Source organism: Nitratidesulfovibrio sp. 1201_IL3209 (assembly GCF_036763125.1).
Taxonomy (GTDB): Bacteria; Desulfobacterota; Desulfovibrionia; order Desulfovibrionales; family Desulfovibrionaceae; genus Cupidesulfovibrio.
Window position 1 is genome coordinate 26566 of record NZ_JBAIYT010000024.1, and the last position, 18793, is coordinate 45358.

General features: G+C 68.5%; 15 protein-coding genes. 9 read left to right on the forward strand and 6 right to left on the reverse strand.

What is annotated here, in order from left to right:
• Positions 1-4: 4 nt before the first annotated feature.
• The 6 genes from V6B97_RS11720 to flgF form a co-directional block, all read right to left on the reverse strand.
• A complete protein-coding gene (locus tag V6B97_RS11720; RefSeq protein ID WP_333506696.1) occupies positions 5-1651 on the reverse strand; it encodes a peptidoglycan DD-metalloendopeptidase family protein in 1647 nt (548 codons plus the stop codon).
• A gap of 149 nt (positions 1652-1800) precedes the next feature.
• On the reverse strand, positions 1801-2925 hold the full coding sequence (locus V6B97_RS11725; RefSeq protein WP_333506697.1) for a flagellar basal body P-ring protein FlgI: 1125 nt from the start codon (positions 2923-2925) through the stop codon (positions 1801-1803).
• Positions 2926-3558: 633 nt separating this feature from the next.
• Positions 3559-4275, reverse strand: a complete 717-nt coding sequence (locus tag V6B97_RS11730; protein ID WP_333506698.1) for a flagellar basal body L-ring protein FlgH — start codon at positions 4273-4275, stop codon at positions 3559-3561.
• Between the two features lie 82 nt (positions 4276-4357).
• Positions 4358-5398, reverse strand: a complete 1041-nt coding sequence (flgA, locus tag V6B97_RS11735; protein WP_333506699.1) for a flagellar basal body P-ring formation chaperone FlgA — start codon at positions 5396-5398, stop codon at positions 4358-4360.
• A 16-nt stretch (positions 5399-5414) separates the two neighbouring features.
• Positions 5415-6197 carry a flagellar basal-body rod protein FlgG gene (flgG, locus tag V6B97_RS11740; protein ID WP_333506700.1) on the reverse strand — a complete coding sequence of 261 codons (783 nt, stop codon included), beginning with the start codon at positions 6195-6197 and terminating at the stop codon, positions 5415-5417.
• 298 nt (positions 6198-6495) lie between these two features.
• On the reverse strand, positions 6496-7275 hold the full coding sequence (gene flgF, locus V6B97_RS11745) for a flagellar basal-body rod protein FlgF (protein WP_333506701.1): 780 nt from the start codon (positions 7273-7275) through the stop codon (positions 6496-6498).
• Positions 7276-7716: 441 nt separating this feature from the next.
• Between flgF and rimP the strand changes: the two genes are divergently transcribed.
• The 9 genes from rimP to pnp all read left to right on the forward strand — a co-directional run bounded on the left by rimP (position 7717) and on the right by pnp (position 18665).
• Positions 7717-8403 (forward strand): ribosome maturation factor RimP, encoded by a 687-nt coding sequence (rimP, locus tag V6B97_RS11750; RefSeq protein ID WP_333506702.1) that lies wholly within the window; start codon positions 7717-7719, stop codon positions 8401-8403.
• Between the two features lie 23 nt (positions 8404-8426).
• A complete protein-coding gene (gene nusA / locus V6B97_RS11755) occupies positions 8427-9761 on the forward strand; it encodes a transcription termination factor NusA (RefSeq protein WP_333506703.1) in 1335 nt (444 codons plus the stop codon).
• A 7-nt stretch (positions 9762-9768) separates the two neighbouring features.
• Positions 9769-10020: a YlxR family protein gene (locus V6B97_RS11760; protein WP_333506704.1), complete on the forward strand. Its 252-nt coding sequence runs from the start codon at positions 9769-9771 to the stop codon at positions 10018-10020.
• Complete coding sequence (infB, locus tag V6B97_RS11765; RefSeq protein ID WP_333506705.1) at positions 10017-13166, forward strand: translation initiation factor IF-2; 3150 nt, start codon at positions 10017-10019, stop codon at positions 13164-13166. The genes V6B97_RS11760 and infB overlap by 4 nt, the downstream gene beginning before the upstream one ends.
• 108 nt (positions 13167-13274) lie before the next feature.
• On the forward strand, positions 13275-13565 hold the full coding sequence (locus V6B97_RS11770; protein WP_333506706.1) for a DUF503 domain-containing protein: 291 nt from the start codon (positions 13275-13277) through the stop codon (positions 13563-13565).
• Positions 13566-13824: 259 nt separating this feature from the next.
• Positions 13825-14817 carry a DHH family phosphoesterase gene (locus V6B97_RS11775; protein ID WP_333506707.1) on the forward strand — a complete coding sequence of 331 codons (993 nt, stop codon included), beginning with the start codon at positions 13825-13827 and terminating at the stop codon, positions 14815-14817.
• Between the two features lie 5 nt (positions 14818-14822).
• Complete coding sequence (gene truB / locus V6B97_RS11780) at positions 14823-15749, forward strand: tRNA pseudouridine(55) synthase TruB (RefSeq protein ID WP_333506708.1); 927 nt, start codon at positions 14823-14825, stop codon at positions 15747-15749.
• 28 nt (positions 15750-15777) lie between these two features.
• Positions 15778-16041: a 30S ribosomal protein S15 gene (gene rpsO, locus V6B97_RS11785; RefSeq protein ID WP_442935487.1), complete on the forward strand. Its 264-nt coding sequence runs from the start codon at positions 15778-15780 to the stop codon at positions 16039-16041.
• A gap of 353 nt (positions 16042-16394) precedes the next feature.
• Positions 16395-18665: a polyribonucleotide nucleotidyltransferase gene (pnp, locus tag V6B97_RS11790; RefSeq protein ID WP_333506710.1), complete on the forward strand. Its 2271-nt coding sequence runs from the start codon at positions 16395-16397 to the stop codon at positions 18663-18665.
• Positions 18666-18793: the final 128 nt, after the last annotated feature.

Consider the following 18793-nt stretch of genomic DNA (forward strand, 5'->3'; position numbering starts at 1 on the left):
CTGGTTATCCTCCGGGGCGGGTCCGTTGTGCCGCAGGCCCCCCGGAAGCGAGGCTGCGCGCCGCGTATTCCGGGTTTACCGCCAGTTCGCCCTGCCGCACCTCGAAGTGGAGATGCGGCCCGGCAACGCGGCCCGTCCCCCCTGCCTTGGCAATTTCCGTGCCCGCCCGGACCACGTCGCCCTCGCGCACGTCCAGGCTGCCGTTGTGGCCGTAAAAACTGCGCCAGCCGCCGGGGTGCTCCAGCACCACCAGCCGGCCGTAGTCGGCCCGCTCTCCGGCAAAGACCACCTTGCCGTCCCAGGCGGCGCGCACCGGGTCGCCCTCGGTGACGGCGATGTCCACGCCGGGATGCCAGGCCCGCTCGCCGGTGATGGGGTCGTTGCGCCAGCCGAAGCCGGACGCGATGCGCCCCTCATGCGGCCAGGCCATGGGTCCGGGCGCGCCCAGGGCCACCGCCGGGCCGCCCGTGGGCGACGCCTTGGGAGACGACGCGGGGGCCGGTGCGGCCTGGGACGTGGAGGCCGGAATGGTGGAGGTCGAAGAGTTTGCGCCGGACGCCGGGGTTGCGCCGACGGCGGCATCGCCGGATACGGCACCCTGCGCCGCCTGCCCGGCCGTGCCAGCCTGCAACTCGGCAGCGGAAGGCGCACCCGAAGGTACGGTAAGCGCACGTGTGGACGCGGGCGAGGCCACCCGCTTCATGGCCCCGGTGCGGTGCACGATGGGCGGACCCAGTTGGGCGTCGCGCATGGGGCTGCGCACCTTGCGCGTGTTCTCGCCCCCCACGGAGGCGGCGGGCAGGCCGCGCGCGGGGCCGTCCTTGCCGCGCGCGGTACGGCGCTGGACCGTGAAGGCCGCGTCCACGGCCTGCCCGGCTTCAGCCGGTGGGGTGGCGGTCTGGGCCGCGACGACGCCCGGTGCCCCGGCCGTGGCGGCAGCCACGGCCGCCATGGCCGTGCCGCCTGCCGCCCCGGTCGCGGCGGGGTTGGTCGCGGCGGAATCACTCACGGCGGGGTTGGTCGCGGTGGCCGGGCCGGTCTCTCCGGCCGGGGGCGCGGAGGCCACCTGGCGTTCCAGTTCGGCAAGGTGCCGTTGCACCAAGTCGTGCCCGTCCGCCGGAGCCCCCTGGGGGGCCGATGCTTCCGCCCCCTCCGGCGCCACCGGGGCCTCGGGGCTGGCGGGCTCGTACATGGACGGGGACGCACCGGCCTTGGACTCTGCCACGGGCGTGATCATGCGCGGCATGAGCGACACCGGTTTCAGCTCCACCGGCTCGCGCACCGAACTGGGCGCGGTGGTGCGGCTGGCGTCGGTGAGGCGGGTGGAAAGCTGCTCGTAGATCATGTCGGCAAGGCCGATGCCGCCTGCGGAGGTCATCTTCTTGGCAAGCTCCTGGTCGAACATGGACTGCCAGAATTCCTCCTCCTTGCTGTGCAGGTAGCCTTCCTTGGGCAGGGTGGCGCGCATCTGCTCCCACATCTTCTGCACGAAGATGGACTCGAACCCCTCGCACGCCTCGCGCAGCTTCTGTTCCTTGGACGGATCGTTGCGCAGGCGCTTGCGCAGGGCGTCCATCTCAAGCTTGCGCTGGGTAAGCTCGTGCTGGGCCGAGGCGGCGGTGGCGAGTTTGGGATCGACGGGAGCGGTCATGGTTGCTGTCCTTCCGGCCGGGGTCGGGGTGCGGGCGCTTTTTTGAACGCCTCCGGCGGTCAGGGGGCTTCGCCCCCTGCACCCCCGATTCGGGATTTCGCCTCGCGTGCTGCATCGACAGGCTGCCCGCGGGCGCTATCACCCTGAAATTAGATAACCTCTAAATCCGCGTGCAAAGCCCCCGCCGCCTTCATGGCCCGCAGGATGGAGATCAGGTCGCGCGGGGTGGCGCCGACGGCGTTCAGGCCGTCCACCAGTTCCTGCAAGGTGGCGCCCTCCATGAGCATCAGGCGGCGGTTCTCCTCGCGCACGTTGATGTCGGTGCGCGGGGTGGCCACGGTCTGGCCCGAACTGAACGGGCCGGGCTGCGAAACGTCCATGCCTTCCTGCACGGTGACCTGGAGGCTGCCGTGGGCCACGGCCACGCGCGATATGCGCACGTCGCGGCCCAGCACCACGGTGCCGGTCTTCTCGTCCACCACCACCCGGGCCGGGGAGTCGGGGGTGACCTCGATGTTTTCGATGGAGGCCATCAGCGGCACCAGGTTGCCCCGATAGGCGGGCGGCACATCCAGGGCCACGGTGGAGGCGTCCTGGGCCTTGGCGTAGCTGCCGCCCATGACCCGGTTCAGCCGCTCCACCACCTGCATGGTGGTGGAAAAGTCGGCGCTGGTCATATGCAGGGTCAGCGTGTCCTGGCTGTTGAACTGAAAGGGGATGCCCCGCTCCACGATGGCCCCGCCGGGAATGGTGCCCACGGTGGTCACGTTCTTCTGGGCGCGGGCGGCCTGCCCTTCCACGGAAAAGCCGCCGAGGGCCAGCGGACCCTGCGCCAGGCTGTACACCTTGCCGTCCACGCCCTTCAGCGGCGTGAGCAGCAGCACCCCGCCCTGAAGGCTGGTGGCGTCGCCCATGGACGACACGGTGACGTCCAGCCGGGTGCCGGGCTTGGCGGAAACGGGCATGCGCGTGGTGACCATGACGGCGGCCACGTTCTTGGGCTTCATCTTGGTCTGGTCCACGGCCACGCCCATGCGTTCCAGCATGTTGACCATGGAACTCATGGTGAAGGTGGAGTCCTTCTTGTCGCCCGTGCCGCCCAGGCCCACCACCAGGCCGTAGCCCACCAGCTGGTTGTCGCGCACGCCGCCGAAGCTGGCGATGTCCTTGATACGCACGGCTTCCGCGCCGCCCGGCAGGGCCAGCAGCCACAGGGCCGCAAGCAGCGGGATCACGAGAAGACGGGCGGTGAGGGAGCGAAGGCTGGGCGACATGGCGTATCTCCGGAAATCCGGCTGCGCTGGGCAGCCCGTTACGCGGCCCCCCCCGGATAGTTTGCGAAGGAGTGGGGCGCGCGGATTGCTGACAATCTGCAAGATAGGCATTCCGCAAGGCGCGGGCACCGACGGGTATCCGACGGTATTCCGGCGCTGCCCGTGGGTATTGCCAACACCGTGCCAGAGCGAACGCGGCGATTCCGCCCGCAGGCAAGGAAAGCGGGGCCGACAACAAGGGAGTATTGCTTCTTCCCCCCTCCTTCAGCCCCACCGCGCGATGCGAACGCGGCAAGTCCGTTCGCAGGCAAGGAAAACGAAGCCGCCGCCGGGGGAGTGTACTCTTTGGTACTCGACCCCGGCGACGGCGACGTTTGACGATGCATGCGGGCGGAATCGCCGCGTTCGACGAATCATAAGGAAATGCGCCCGGCTGGTCCGCAGGCAAGGAAAGCGGGGACGACGAGGGAACACTGCCCCCCTCTCTTCGCCCGCACCGCGCGGCGCGAACGCGGCAAGTCCGTTCGCAGGCAAGGAAAACGGAGCCGCCGCCGGGGGAGTGTACTCTTCGGTACTCGACCCCGGCGGCGGCGACGTTTGACGATGCATGCGGGCGGAATCGCCGCGTTCGCACTAGAACGGCCAGACGTTGTCCATGAGACGCGTAAACCACCCCGGCTTCTGCTTGTCCGCCAGGGTGCCCTTTCCGTAGTACTCGATGCGGGCGTTGGCCATCTGCGACGAGGTCACGGAGTTGTCCGAGGCCACGTCGCGGGCGCGCACCAGGCCGCTGACCACGATGTACTGCGTCTCGTCGTTGACGCGGGTTTCGCGGGCGCCTTCCACTTCCATCAGGCCGCCGGGCAGCACGCGCAGCACGCGGGCGGCGATGGTGGTGGTGACGGTGCTTTCGCGCTTGGTTTCGCCGGTAGCCGAATGCTTGGAGGTGGAGCTGGTGCCCAGCACGGGGTTGGTGCCCACCAGCCCGCTGAACGGCCCCGTGGGGTTCATGGGGTTGATGGACGCGCTGGACTGCCCAAAGAAGGCGCTGACGCCCAGTTCGTTGGTGGAGGTCTTGTCGGCCGTGGTGTCGGCCTTGTTCTTGGCCTTGTCGGTTTCCACGACCTTGACCAGCACGATGTCGCCCACCCGGCGGGCGCGGTTGTCGGAGAACAGGAATTCCGACTCCGACTCGCTGTACAGCGAGCCGGGGTTGGCCGCCGTATCCTCGGGCTCGGCATAGGCTTGCGGCTGCGTGACCGGCGGCACCGGCGAGGGCTGCTGGCGGGCGGCGTTGCACCCGGAAAGCAGCAGCATGGCGCACCCGGCGGCGAGCAGTCTGCGTTTCATGGCGGTTCTCCTTGGATTGCGGATGCGGGATGCGGCACGGCGGGCGCGCCGCCGTCATGCGGTCGGTCCGGACCTTGCGGGCCTACCGCACGCTGACCGTCCCCCCATCCTTCACGGCGGCATAGATCTGCCGCTTGCTTTGCATGTTGCGCACGGGAATGGTCTCGCCAAGGCCGCCGTCGGCCATGGCCTCGCCCTGCACCTGCATGCGCACCGAGCCGGATTCGTACAGCACGGTCACCACGCTGCCGCGCCGCACGGTGGGCACGCCGGAAAGATCGCTCTGGTAGATCACCTGGTCGGCGCCCACGGGGCGGGTCAGGCGCCACGGGCCGCCACGGCCGTCCCAGGCGGGCTCGCGCAGGTAGGCCAGGTTCTTGCGCACGTGGGTGACCTTGTCGGGGGTCAGCACGTCGTCCTTGTTCACGGGCTGCGCGGCGCAGGGCACGTCGGCCCACACGTCCACGAAGGCGGAACCGGTGAACTTGCGCACCGTGCCGCCGTCCACCTCGCGCACGGCAAAGCGCAGGGTGTTGCGGCCGGGGGCGGCCAGGGTGTTCTCCACCACCACCTGCTGCTGCGGGTGGGCCAGAAAGACGTAGGGCGGCAGGCGGTAGTCCTGCATGGACGCCTCGCCGGGCATGGCGGCCAGGGCGGGCGTCAGAGTCCTGACGGCCAGGGCGCGCAGGTCGGCCTCGCGCAGCACCGCGCCGCCGCGCTGGAGCACCAGCGTGCCGGGGTACAGGCACAGGGCTTCGGTGTCGCGCAGGGCTTCGCGCAGGGCCTGCTGCAGGCGCGGGCGGTTGACGCTCATGGGGCGGCCCGGCTCGGCGGGCGAGGGCCACAGGGGCGTGGCGGCCAGTTCACGCCAGGTCTGCGGGGGAATGGGACCCACCGGTTCGGCGATCTCGCCCAGGGTCACCGTGGAACCGGACACCACGGCCGCGTCCAGCAGCCGGATGCGCCAGCCCGCGTCGGCGGTGCCTGCACGGGCCGGGGCAAGGCCGAAGGCCAGCAGGCCGATGGCAAGGGCCAGCGCGGCCAGCCAGGCCATGGGACCGGCGAATGCGGACGCCATGACGGCGGAACGGCGGGCTGGCCCGGAACGGTGGTGGCGGATCATGTGGTGTCTCCCCGGCCTAGCGCTTCAGCTGCACGGCGGTCTGCAACATGGTGTCCGAGGTCTGGATGGCCTTGGAGTTCATTTCGTAGGCGCGCTGGCCCACGATCATGTTCACCATCTCGTCCACCACCTCGACGTTGGACATTTCCAGAAAGCCCTGGGCGATGGTGCCCACGTTGTCTTCGCCGGGCACGCCTTCCACCGCCTCGCCCGAGGCTTCGGACGGGATGTACAGGTTGCGCCCGCGCGCTTCGAGGCCCGCCGGGTTGATGAAGGTGTAGAGGGGGATGTCGGCCTCGGCCAGCGCCGCGCCGTTGCTGTCCAGCGCGGAGATGTGCCCGTTTTCCGTCACCGTGATGTTCTTGGTTTCGGCGGGCACGGTGAATTCGGGTTGCAGGGTGTAGCCATTGGCGGTCACCACCACCCCGTCCTGGTTCAGCTTGAACGCGCCCGCGCGGGTGTAGGCGTCCTCGCCGTTCACCTGCACCAGGAAGAAGCCGTCGCCTTCGATGGCCAGGTCCAGCGAGTTGCCGGTATTCTGGTAGTCGCCCTGGGTGAAGAACTTGTGCACCGTGGTGGGCCGCACGCCCATGCCCACCTGGATGCCGGTGGGAATGCGGTTGTCGCCCTCGGTGGCGGCACCGGCGATGCGCATGTTCTGGTACATGAGGTCCTCGAACTCCGCGCGGCTTTTCTTGAAGCTCGTGGTGTTCACGTTGGCGAGGTTGTTGGAGATCACGTCGATGTTGAGCTGTTGGGCCACCATGCCGGTGGCGGCCGTCCAGAGTGAACGCATCATGGTTGCTGTCTCCTTGCGAGGAGGTTGATTCCGTCAGTTGTCCGGCGGTGGTTGCCCGCCAGGCAGGTGTTTGCAAACGGGATGCCGGATGCACCGGGCAACCGTGCCCGCGCGGCGTCAACCGTCAGTGGGCAAAGCGGCGCGCTTCTCCGGCGGGTGTCGGCATGAGTAGGATTTTTGTTCTCTGCCAAGGAAGAATGGCTTTTTATGAAGGGAACATACTTTGATGGTATTTGACCGGAGTAAAAAGCCATTCTGACGCAGGCAGAGGGCAAAAAGACACTCATGCCGACACCCGCTAGACTTTCTTGCCCACCTTCTGGGTAGCCTCCCGGTCTATCGAATCCGAGGTCTGCATCACCTTCTGGTAGGCTTCGAACTGCCGCTGGGCCTCGATCATGTTCACCATTTCGGAGACCACCTCGACGTTGGACGCCTCCAGGTAGCCCTGCGCCACGTAGGCCCCCTGCGCGGGCACCTCGCCCGCGTCGGAGCCCGGCCGCAGCCGGTACATGTTGCCGCCCAGCTTTTCCAGGGCGGTCAGGTCGTTCACGGTGACCAGGTTCAGCTGCCCCACCTGCACGCCGTCCGCGAAGATCTGCCCGTCGTCGGAAATCTGCACCTGCTCGCCGGGCGGCAGGCCCAGGTCGCCGCCGTCGCCCTGCACCGCGTGGCCCATGGCCGTCACCAGCTGGCCGTCCGCGGTTTGCAGGAAGTTGCCGTTGCGGGTGTAGAATTCGCCCTCGGGGGTGCGCACCTTGAAAAAGGCGTTGCCGGAAATGGCCACGTCCAGCGGGTTGCCGGTGTAGCGCATGCTGCCCTGGTCGAAGTCGGTGTGGGCCACGGCGATGCGCGGCCGGGCCACGTGCATGGGCTCCGGAAAGAGCTTTTTCGAGCGCACGTTGGCGATGGGTTCCATGATCTGGTCATGGGCGAACAGCTGCATGGTATCCTTGAAGGATATGACGTCGCGCTTGTAGCCCGTGGTATTCACGTTCGCCAGATTGTTCGAGATGTTGTTCATGCGGTGCTCGTTGGTGAGCGCGCCGAACAGACTCGACAACATGCCTTCCTGCATGCGTGCCTCCTTGCGGGCATGGTACCCGCGCCGGTGGCAATGCAAGGCATGGACCATGCCCCAAAACGTGAATCATGCCGGTGCGTGGCGGCGTGCGCACGCCCCTTGCGCCGCCCGCGCGCGGGGCGAACCGACGGAACCACGACGGTCCCCGCCCCCACACCGGCTGCGCGGTGGCCCGCCCACGCCCCGCGCCCCGCCGGAATCCGCGTCATTCCCTGTTGACAGGACGCGGCCCCCATACTATACACTCTCGTCTTGACAGAAGCGGCTGCCGATATTCCTCTGGAATCGCTTCACGGAGCGCCACGCCTTACCGCTCCACGGCAACGCCGCTTCGACATCCTGAGGGCCGTGCGCGGCCATTCCGGGTGGCCTTTCGGCCCCCTTTTTTTTTGCTGCGGCCCCGCCGCCCACGACAACGGAACGACACCCCGCATCATGAGCACGCATCCCCTCCGCGACGCCGTCGCCGCCATCGCCTCGCCCCTGGCCGATGCCCTGGGCATCGCCCTGTGGGGCATCGAGATCCTTGCCGGGGGACGCACGGTGGTGCGCGTGTACGTGGACGCCAAACCCGGCGCGCCCGGAACCGGATCCGAGCCCGAAGCCGCGCCCGCCGAAGACGCCGCCGCCGACGCCCTGCCGCCGGAAGGCGCCGGTCCCGAAGGCGTTACAATAGACCAGTGCGCCCGCCTCTCGCGCCAGCTGGGCCTTGCCCTGGACGTGGAGGACGTGATCCGCGACGCCTACGTGCTCGAAGTGTCCTCTCCCGGTCTGGAACGCCCCTTCTTCGAGGCCGACCAGATGGCCCCCTACGCGGGCCGCACCATCGAACTGACCCTTGCGCTGCCCCACCCCGAATGGCCGGGCCGCCGCAAGTTCCGGGGGGACATCGTGCGGGTGGAAGGCGACACCCTCACCTTCCTGCCCGACGCCGCGCCCCGCCCCGACGAAGCCCCCACCCCCCTCACCGTGGCGTGGGACGACGTGAAGAAGGCGCACCTCGTCCACATCTTTCCCGACACGACCCGGCCCCAGCCCGGCGGCAAGACCGGCCAGCGCAAGAAGGCGCAGCCCAAAAAGCCCGCACGCGGCGGCGCACCGCACGACGACACCACGGACTAGGCCACCGATCCGGAGGAGTACCCATGAGCCTGGAACTCAAGAAGGCCATCGACCAGATCAGCAAGGACAAGGGCCTTGACCGCGACATGCTGATCGACACCCTGGAGGAAGCCGTCCGCACCTCCGTGGCCCGCAAGTTCGGCGACGAGATGGACGCCGAAGTCAGCTACAACGACGAGACCGGCGAGATCGACGTCTACCAGTTCAAGATCGTCGTGAAGAAGGTCGAGAATCCCAACAGCGAAATTTCGCTCGAGGACGCGCGCACCCACGACCCCAGCGTGCAGCTGGACGACGAAATGGGCTTCCGCGTGAAGATCGAGGACCTCGGCCGCATCGCCGCCCAGTCGGCCAAGCAGGTGATCATCCAGCGCATGCGCGACGCGGAGCAGGAGATCATCTACGAGGAATACAAGGACCGCCGGGGCGAGATCGTCAGCGGCATCATCCAGCGCCGCGACAAGGCCGGGTGGATCATCAACCTCGGCCGCACCGAGGCGCTGCTGCCCAAGGAAGAGCAGATCCCGCGCGAACACTACAAGCGCGGCGACCGGGTGCAGGCCATCCTCATCGACGTGCGCAAGGAAGGACGCGGCCCGCAGGTCATCGTCTCGCGCGCGCACCGCGACTACATGGCGGCCCTGTTCCGCCGCGAGGTGCCCGAGGTGGACGACGGCACCGTGCAGATCATGGGCGTGGCCCGCGACCCCGGCAGCCGCGCCAAGGCGGCCGTCATGTCGCGCGACCGCGACGTGGACCCGGTGGGCGCGTGCGTGGGCATTCGCGGTTCGCGCATCCAGAACATCGTGCAGGAGATGCGCGGCGAGCGCATCGACATCGTGGTCTGGAGCCCGGACATCGCCACCTACGCCCGCAACGCCCTGTCCCCGGCGGTGATCTCGCGCATCGTGGTGGACGAGGAAGAAAACCTGCTCGAAGTCATCGTGCCCGACGACCAGCTGACCAACGCCATCGGCCGCAAGGGCCAGAACGTGAAGCTGGCCGCCAAGCTGCTGGGCTGGAAGATAGATATCTACACCGAAACCCGCTACAACGAGGCCAACGCCATCGGACGCGGGCTCGAACAGATCGCCAGCGTCGCCGAAATCTCCATCGAACAGTTCATCGCGGCAGGGTTCCAGTCCATCGAGCGCCTGCGCGAAGCCGACGACGAGGAACTTTCCTCGGCGCTGGGCCTTGCGCCGGGCAAGATCGCCGACCTGCGCGCGGCCATCAACTTCCTTGCGCCCCAGGCGCAGGGCGAGGCCGACGCGGCCGCCGGGCCGGAGGCGGAAGCCATCCCGGAAGCCGACCCGCAGAGCGCTGACCAGGGAACCGAAGCCGAAGCGAAGGAATAGTACGCGGATGGATGACGCCATCCGCGGGAAGCACATACCATTACGCACCTGCGTCATATGCAGGCGCCGCTTTGCAAAGCGCGAGCTTCTGCGGTACGTCCCCCCGACGGACGCCGCCGGGGCGGGGGCCGACCCCGTTCCGGACGAAAGGCAGGTACTGCCTGGACGGGGGGTCTACGTATGCGAAAGCCCCGAATGCCGGGAGCGATTCCGGAAATTCGGCGGCTGGCGGAGGAAGCGCAAGGGGGTTCAGGAATGACCGACGACAAGACCAGGGTGAAGGACCTGTCCACGGAGCTGGGCGTGTCCACCAAAGATCTGCTCCACACGCTGCGTGACCTCGACATCCCGGCCAAGAGCGTGATGACCATGCTCAACGCCGACGAGGTCGCCCGCGTGCGCGAACGCCATCAGGGCCAGGCCGCCGAAGCGGGCGTTGACCGCAAGGTGGTGCAGCCCGGCGTCATCGTGCGCCGCCGCCGCCGCGACGGCGAAGAGGGCGAAGCCCCCGCGCGTCGTCGTGCCGAAGAGCGCGAAGCCGCCCCCGGCGCTGCCGACGCCGCCGAAGCCGGCGCCCCCGAGGCCGCCAGGGCCGAAGCGACCGGGGCGACCGTGCCGCCTGTGGCTGACGAACGGCCCACCCGTGCCGCCCGCGCCGAAGCCCCCGCGGCGCCCGAGGCACGCCCGGCTACGCCTGTCGCGCCCGCCGCGCGCATCATCCGCCGCCCCGACGAGCCCGCCCCGGCATCGGCCGCTCCCGCCGCCGAAGCCCCGGCAGAGGCCGCACCGGCCGCGCCCGTGGCCGAAAAGGCCGCGGAGTCCAGGCCCGCCGTGCCCGCCGCGCGCGTCATCCGCCCGGCCCGGCCCGACGCCTCGGCCGTGCCCGACGCCACCCCCCAGCCGTCCATCCTGCCCCCCGTGGCGGCCGACGCCGCCCCGCGCGGCGAAGGTGTGGACGACGACGAGGAAGACGCCGACGGCCGCCGCCGCAAGAAAAAGAAGCGCACGCCCGACGCGCCCGGACCGCAGGTCCGCGTCATTTCCCGTCCCGATCCTTCCGCCCCGGCTCCGCGCCCCTACCCGCGCGACGGGCAGGGCGACCGGCCCGCCTATGGCGACCGTGGCGACCGCCCCGCGTACGGCGACCGGCAGGGCTACCAGCCCCGCTCCGGCGGCCCCGGCGGCGACCGTCCCGGCTACGCCCCCCGCCCCGGCGGTCCCGGTGGCGACCGTCCGGGCTACGCGCCCCGTCCCGGTGGTCCCGGCGGCCCCGGCGGTGATCGCCCCGGTTACGGCCCCCGTCCTAGCGGTCCCGGCGGTCCCGGCGGCCCCGGTGGCGACCGTCCCGGCTACCGTCCGGGCGGCCCTGGCGGCCCCCGTCCCGGTGGTCCCGGCGGGCCCGGCTACGGTCCGCGTCCGGCAGGTCCCGGCGGGCCCGGCATGGGCCAGCCCCCGGCGGGCGGCGACGAAGGCCAGAGCAAGAAGAAGCGCCTGAAGGGCCGCCGCACGGTGGACTTCCAGGCTGGCGCCGACCGCGCCCCGCGCGGCCGCGAGGACGACGATTTCCCGCGCGGCGGCGCCCGCCGCGGCAAGGGGCGCAAGGGCCGCGACATGAAGCCCGCCGCCGCCACCCAGCCGCTGAAGGCCGCCAAGCGCAAGATCAAGGTCGAGGAAGCCATCCGCGTGGCCGACATGGCCCACCAGATGGGCCTGAAGTCCACCGAGATCATCAAGGTGCTGTTCGGCCTCGGCGTCATGGCGACCATCAACCAGTCGCTGGACATCGAGACCGCCACCCTGGTGGCCTCCGAGTTCGGCTACGAAGTGGAAAAGGTGGGCTTCTCGGAAGACGACTACCTGATCCCCAAGGAAGAGGACGCGCCCGAAACCATGCAGCACCGGCCGCCCGTGGTCACCATCATGGGCCACGTGGACCACGGCAAGACCTCGCTGCTGGACGCCATCCGCAAGACCAACGTCACGTTGGGCGAAGCGGGCGGCATCACCCAGCACATCGGCGCGTACCACGTGACCACCAAGAAGGGTGAAATCGTGTTCCTCGACACGCCCGGCCACGAGGCGTTCACCGCCATGCGCGCCCGAGGCGCGCAGGTGACCGACATCGTGGTGCTGGTGGTGGCCGCCGACGACGGCGTCATGGAGCAGACCCGCGAAGCGGTGAACCACTCCAAGGCCGCCGGCGTGCCCATCATGGTCGCCGTGAACAAGATGGACAAGGAAGGCGCCAACCCCGACCGCGTGCAGCGCGAACTGGCCGAACTGGGCCTGGTTTCCGAAGCCTGGGGCGGCGACACCGTGTTCAGCCACGTGTCCGCCAAGACCCGCCAGGGCCTTGACGAACTGCTGGAACTGCTGGCCCTCCAGGCCGAAATCCTGGAACTGAAGGCCAACCCCGACAAGCCCGCGCGCGGCCACATCGTGGAAGCCAAGCTGGACAAGGGCCGTGGCCCCGTGGCCACCGTGCTGATCCAGGAAGGCACTCTGCGCCAGGGCGACACCTTCGTGTGCGGCGTGTTCAGCGGCCGCGTGCGCGCCATGTTCAACGACCAGGGCAAGAAGGTGAAGGAAGCCGGCCCCGCCATGCCGGTGGAAGTGCAGGGCTTCGAGGGCGTGCCCGAAGCGGGCGAGGAATTCGTGTGCGTGACGGACGAAAAGCTCGCCCGCCGCATCGCGGAAACCCGCGCCGTGAAGCAGCGCGAAAAGGAACTGGCCCGCGAATCCAAGGTCACCCTGGAAACGTTCCTGTCCCGCCGCGCCGACGACCAGGAAGCCCTGGTGCTCAACCTCGTCGTCAAGGCCGACGTGCAGGGCTCGCTGGAAGCCATCTCCGAGGCGCTGCGCAAGCTCAGCACCGACAAGGTGCGCATCAACATCATCCACGGCGGGGCCGGGGCCATCTCCGAATCCGACATCCTGCTGGCATCGGCCTCCGACGCCATCATCATCGGCTTCAACGTCCGCCCGACCGCCAAGGTCAAGGACATCGCCGAGCAGGAGAACGTGGACATCCGCTTCTACGACATCATCTACAAGCTCGTGGATGAAGTGAAGAGCGCCATGGAAGGCATGCTCGCCCCGGTGCAGCGCGAAGTGTACCTGGGCCAGGTGGAAGTGCGGCAGACCTTCAGCGTGCCCAAGGTGGGCACCATCGCGGGCTGCCACGTCAGCGACGGCAAGATCACCCGCAACGCCGGCGTGCGCCTGCTGCGCGACGGCGTGGTGGTCTACACCGGCAAGATCACGTCCCTCAAGCGCTTCAAGGACGACATGAAGGAAGTCCTGAAGGGCTACGAATGCGGCGTGGGCCTCGAAAACTTCAACGACATCAAGATCGGCGACGTCATCGAAGCCTTCGAGATGGTCGAGGAAGCCGCCACGCTGTAACGGGTTCTGTTGTATACGCCTCCGGCGGGCAGGGGGCTTGCGCCCCCTGCACCCCCGGTTTGTTGTCGGCAGACTTGCAACCGCTGCGCCCCATGGCGCCATATTCCCATGATCATCGGCGTGCTCACGGTGGAATTCGAGTTGCACGGCAACGATTCCCTGAAGGGGAAGCGGCGCATCGCCAGCAGCCTGAAGACGAAGGTGCGCAACACCTTCAACGTGGCCGTGGCCGAGGTGCGCAACCAGGATTCCCTGACCCGGCTGTCGCTGGCCGTGGTTTCGGTCAGCAACAGCGAGCGGCACCTGCAAAGCCGCCTCGACAAGTGCCTGGCCATGATCGAGGCCGTGTGCCCCGAGGAAATGACCTACAGCGATATTGAATTCTTTGCCGCGGAATAGTGAATTGCGGGCCTTTCGCCTGCTGGCTGCGTCAAACTTCGACTGCCAGTCGGTCACGTACCAAAGAGTACGCTCCCTCCTGCCAGCCTCGTTTTCCTTGCCAGCAAACGAAAATCCCGCAATTCAAAAGCCTCGGTGCGCCTACCCCAAATAAAAAGTTTGGGGGGATGGGGGTCCGGGGGAAGGGGACCCTTTCCAAAGGGTCCCTTCCCCCGCGCTCCCATCTTCCCGTCCCACTCCGCCCCGCAGGAACCCCGCCATGACCGACACCGCAGCCAGCATTGCCGCCATCCTCCGTGCGGAGGACGACATCCTTGTGGCCAGCCACGCCAACCCGGACGGCGACGCCGTGGGGTCCATGGCGGCTTTGGCGCACGTGCTGCGGGCCATGGGCAAGCGGTTCCGGCTGTACAACACCAGCGGAGTGCCGCACCAGTATGGCTGGGTGGACATGGGCGGCCCGGTGGCGCGCACCTGGGCGGAACTGGAAGGGTTCACGCCGCGCCTGGCGGTAATCCTGGACTGCGGCGACGCGCACCGCGTGGGCGGCGACTTGCAGGCGAGGCTGCCGGAGTTGCGCAGCGTGAACATCGACCATCACCAGGGCAATCCGATGTTCGGCACGGTGGGCAACTGGGTGGAGCCGCACCTGGCGGCCACCTGCCAGATGGCGGGCATGCTGGCGCGCGAACTGGGCGTGCCGCTTTCCGGCCCGCTGGGCGAGGCGGTGTACCTGGGCATGTGCACGGACACCGGCAACTTCTGCTACGGCAGCACCAGCGGCGACCTGCTGGAACTGGCGGCGGAGATCGTGCGGCTGGGGCTGCAACCCGGCCTGTTCCACGACCGGCTGGAAAACAACTGGTCCATCGGCCGCATGCGGCTGTGGGGCGCGCTGATGCAGGGCATAGAGCTGCACTGCGGCGGCGCGGTGGCGGTATCGGTGATCACCGACGACATGTTCGCGCTGCACGGGGCGGACAAGGACGACCTGGAGGGGTATGCCTCTCAATTGCGGCGCCTTGCGGGGGTGCGCGTTTCGCTGATGGTGCGCGGCGACGGCTCGGGCCGCAGCAAGATCAGCCTGCGCTCCAGCGGCACGGATGACGTGCGCGTGGTGGCGGCGGCCTTTGGCGGCGGCGGCCACCGCAACGCGGCCGGGGCGGAACTGGCCATGGAACCGCACGAGGCCGCGCGCGCCGTGCTGGCGGCCATTCCCGCGCAGCTTGCGCCCTGCGGCAAAGAGGCATAGGGTATATGGCTGTCCTGCCAGCGCAGCAGCACGGCCTTCTGGTGCTGAACAAGCCCCAGGGCCCCACCTCGGCGCAGTGCATCGCCAGGGTGAAGCGGCTGGGCCAGAAAAAGATCGGACACGCGGGCACCCTCGACCCCATGGCGAGGGGGGTGCTCCTTGTGCTGCTGGGGCATGCGACCAAGATTTCCGGCCACCTGATGGCCGACGGCGAAAAGGTGTATTGCGGCACCCTTCGCCTTGGCACCACCACCGACACGTGGGACGCGGAAGGCAGCGTGACGGCCACCGCCCCGTACGGCCACGTGACCCCGGACGACATCCGGCGCGAGGTGGAACGCTGGCTGGGCAGCACCGAACAGGAGGTGCCGCCCTACTCCGCCGCCAAGCACCAGGGGCAGCCCCTGTACAAGCTGTCCCGGGCCGGGCGCGAGACGCCGGTGAAGACGAAGACCGTCGAAATTTCGCGGGCGCAGGTCGTATCGGTCGACCTGCCGTCCGCGACCTTCCGGGTGACGTGCAGTTCCGGCACCTACATACGGTCCCTGGCCCACAGCTTGGGGATACGTTTAGGGTGCGGCGCCATGCTTACGGAACTCACCCGGGAGTACAGTCACCCGTTCGGCCTTGACGAGGCGCACGAGCTCGATGCCGTGCTCGCCGAGCCCGAGCGGTTGCCGGAGCGGGTCATACCCGTCACGCGTGCCCTGCCCCACTGGCCCAAGCTGCGCATCGACGCGGCGCAGGAAGCGGCGGTACGCAACGGGACGGCCCTGCCTTACGTGCCCGAGGCCATGGCGCAACTGCCGTTCGCCGAAGGGCTGAAGGCCATCATGCTCGCTCCGGACGACACGCCCGTGGCCCTGGCCGAGACGCGCATCGTGAACGCGCAGCCGGTCTGGACCGTGCTTCGGGGACTGTGGAGCCAGTAACAACCGCATGGAGGAAACAGCTGTGGTCATGGACGTCGATCAGAAGAAGGGCATCATTGACGTGCACGCGAAGCACGAAGGCGACACCGGGTCGCCCGAAGTGCAGGTCGCGCTGCTCACCGCCCGCATCGAGCAACTCACCGGACACTTCAAGGTGCACAAGAAGGACTTCCACTCGCGCACCGGCCTGCTCAAATTGGTCGGCCAGCGCAGGAAGCTCCTGAAATACCTCAAGAACAAGGACGTTCAGCGCTACCGTGCGCTGATCGAGAAGCTCGGCCTGAGAAAGTAATCCGCCATCGGCCGGGGCCCGGCGTCACGTGACGCCGGGCCCCGTGCGATGCATATGGGCGCCGAGTCGCCCCCAACACGCAGCGTGAAGGGGGGTCCGGGAAGAGCGCCATGCCGGAGCCGCAACATCGGCCCGGCCACACCATGACGGCACGACGCCGCATCCCGCCCCGTCCTGCCTCGTTGGCCCCGTCCGGTCCTGTCCGGCCATATCCGGTCATGCCCGGTTCCGGTCTGTCCCGGCCGGCTCCGTCCGGTTCCGGCTAGTCCCGTCCGGTCCCGCCTGGCCACACCCCGCCACGTCATGGCCTTCTCCCCGGAATCCCCTTCGCTGCATCGAGAAGGAACGCAACAATGGAAAGCGTTTTCGACGCCACGCGCGTCTCCGCCACGGTTGGCGGAAAAGAGATCATCCTCGAGACCGGCCGCCTCGCCAACCAGGCGCACGGCGCGGTCTGGGTGCAGTGCGGCGGCACCGTGGTGCTCGTCACCGCGTGCACCCAGCCCATGGAGCGCGACATGGGCTTCTTCCCGCTGACCGTGGACTACTCCGAAAAGATGTACGCCGCGGGCCGCATTCCCGGCAGCTTCTTCCGCCGCGAAATCGGCCGCCCCAGCGAGCGCGAAACCCTGGTTTCCCGCCTCATCGACCGTCCGGTGCGCCCTCTGTTCACCAAGGGCTTCCGTGACGAAGTGCAGATTCTCGCCAACGTCATTTCCGCCGACCAGGAAAACGACAGCGACGTGCTGGCCCTTACCGGCGCATCGGCCGCGCTGTGCATCTCGCCCATTCCCTTCGAAGGCCCGGTGGCGGGCGCGCGCATCGGCCGCGTGAACGGCGAGTTCGTGCTGAACCCCACCCTGAAGGAAATGGAGGCCAGCGACCTCGCCATCGTCATCGCCGCCTCGCGCGACTCCGTGGTGATGGTGGAAGGCGAGGCCAAGTTCGTGCCCGAGGACGTCATCGTGGCCGCCCTGGAATGGGCCCACAAGGAAATCCAGCCGCTCATCGACGCCCAGCTCAAGCTGGCCGAACTGGTGGGCAAGGCCAAGATGACCGTGACCCCGCCGGTGGAAAACACCGAGTTGAAGGCCCGCGTCGAGGAACTGGCCACCGCCGAACTGGACAAGGCCCTGCGCATCCCCGAAAAGATGGCCCGCAAGGACGCCCGCAAGGCCGTGAAGGAGAAGGTGCTCGAAGCCCTGCTGGCCGACCCGGCCCTGGCCGAGAACCCCAACCTTGGCCGCGAAGTGGGCGACATGCTCGGTTCGCTGGAAAAGGTGCTGGTGCGCCGCCGCATCCTGAAGGAAGGCACCCGCATCGACGGCCGCGACACCAGGACCGTGCGCCCCATCCTCATTGAGGCGGGCCTGCTGCCCCGCGCCCACGGTTCCGCCCTGTTCGCGCGCGGCGAGACCAAGTCGCTGGTGGTGGCCACCCTTGGCAGTTCCACCGACAGCCAGCGCATGGATTCGCTGGTGGGCGACGTGACCAAGAAATTCATGCTGCACTACAACTTCCCCCCCTACTCGGTGGGCGAAGTGAAGATGTCGCGCGTGTCCCGCCGCGAAATCGGCCACGGCGCCCTTGCCGAAAAGGCGCTGAAGCCGGTGCTGCCCGTTGACGATTCCTTCCCCTTCACCCTGCGCGTGGTGGCGGAAACCATGGAATCCAACGGCTCGTCGTCCATGGCCGCGGTGTGCGGCGGCAGCCTTTCGCTGATGGACGCGGGCGTGCCCGTCACCGCCCCGGTGGCCGGGGTGGCCATGGGCCTGATCAAGGAAGAGGGCGAGTACCTGGTGCTCACCGACATCCTTGGCGATGAAGACGCCCTGGGCGACATGGACTTCAAGATCGCGGGCACGGCCGAAGGCATCACCGCGGTCCAGATGGACATCAAGATCACCGGCCTGCCCACCGAAGTCATGGCCCGCGCCATGGCCCAGGCCCGCGAGGCGCGCCTGCACATCCTGGGCGAGATGGCCAAGGTGCTGGAAGCTCCCCGCACCGAACTGTCCAAGTACGCGCCGCAGCATGCCGAGGTGTTCGTCAACCCCGACGTCATCCGCATCATCATCGGCCCCGGCGGCAAGAACATCAAGGCCATCACCGCCGCCACCGGCGCGTCCATCGACATCGAGGACAGCGGCAAGGTCTCCATCTTCGCGCCCACCTTCGAGGCCATGGAAATGGCCCGCGAAATGGTGCAGTACTACGACCAGCGCGCGGAACTGGGCAAGAACTACGTGGGCAAGGTGCGCAAGGTGCTGGAAATCGGCGCCATCGTCGAAATCCTGCCCAACCTCGAAGCCCTGGTGCACATCTCGCAGTTGGACACCAACCGCGTGGAACAGGCCGGCGACGTGGCGCGCCTTGGCGAGGACATGACCGTCAAGGTCATCGAGATCAACGGCGACCGCATCCGCGCCAGCCGCAAGGCCGTGCTGCTGGAAGAGCAGGGCATCGAATGGAAGCCCGAGGACACCGCCCGTCCGTCCGGCCCGCCGCGTGATCGCGGTGACCGTGGGGATCGGGGCGACCGTGGTGGTCGTGGAGACCGGGGCGGCCGTGGCGGTGATCGCGGCCGTGGCGGCGACCGTGGCCGTGGCGGCGACCGCCGCTAGGCGCACGCCGCAACACGGCGCATCATAACGCCACAACGCCACAAACGCATTGACGACGGGCGCGGGGACATCCCCGCGCCCGTTTTTCGTTGCCGCGCCGCCGCGCCCCGGACGGGGCGGCGCGGCCC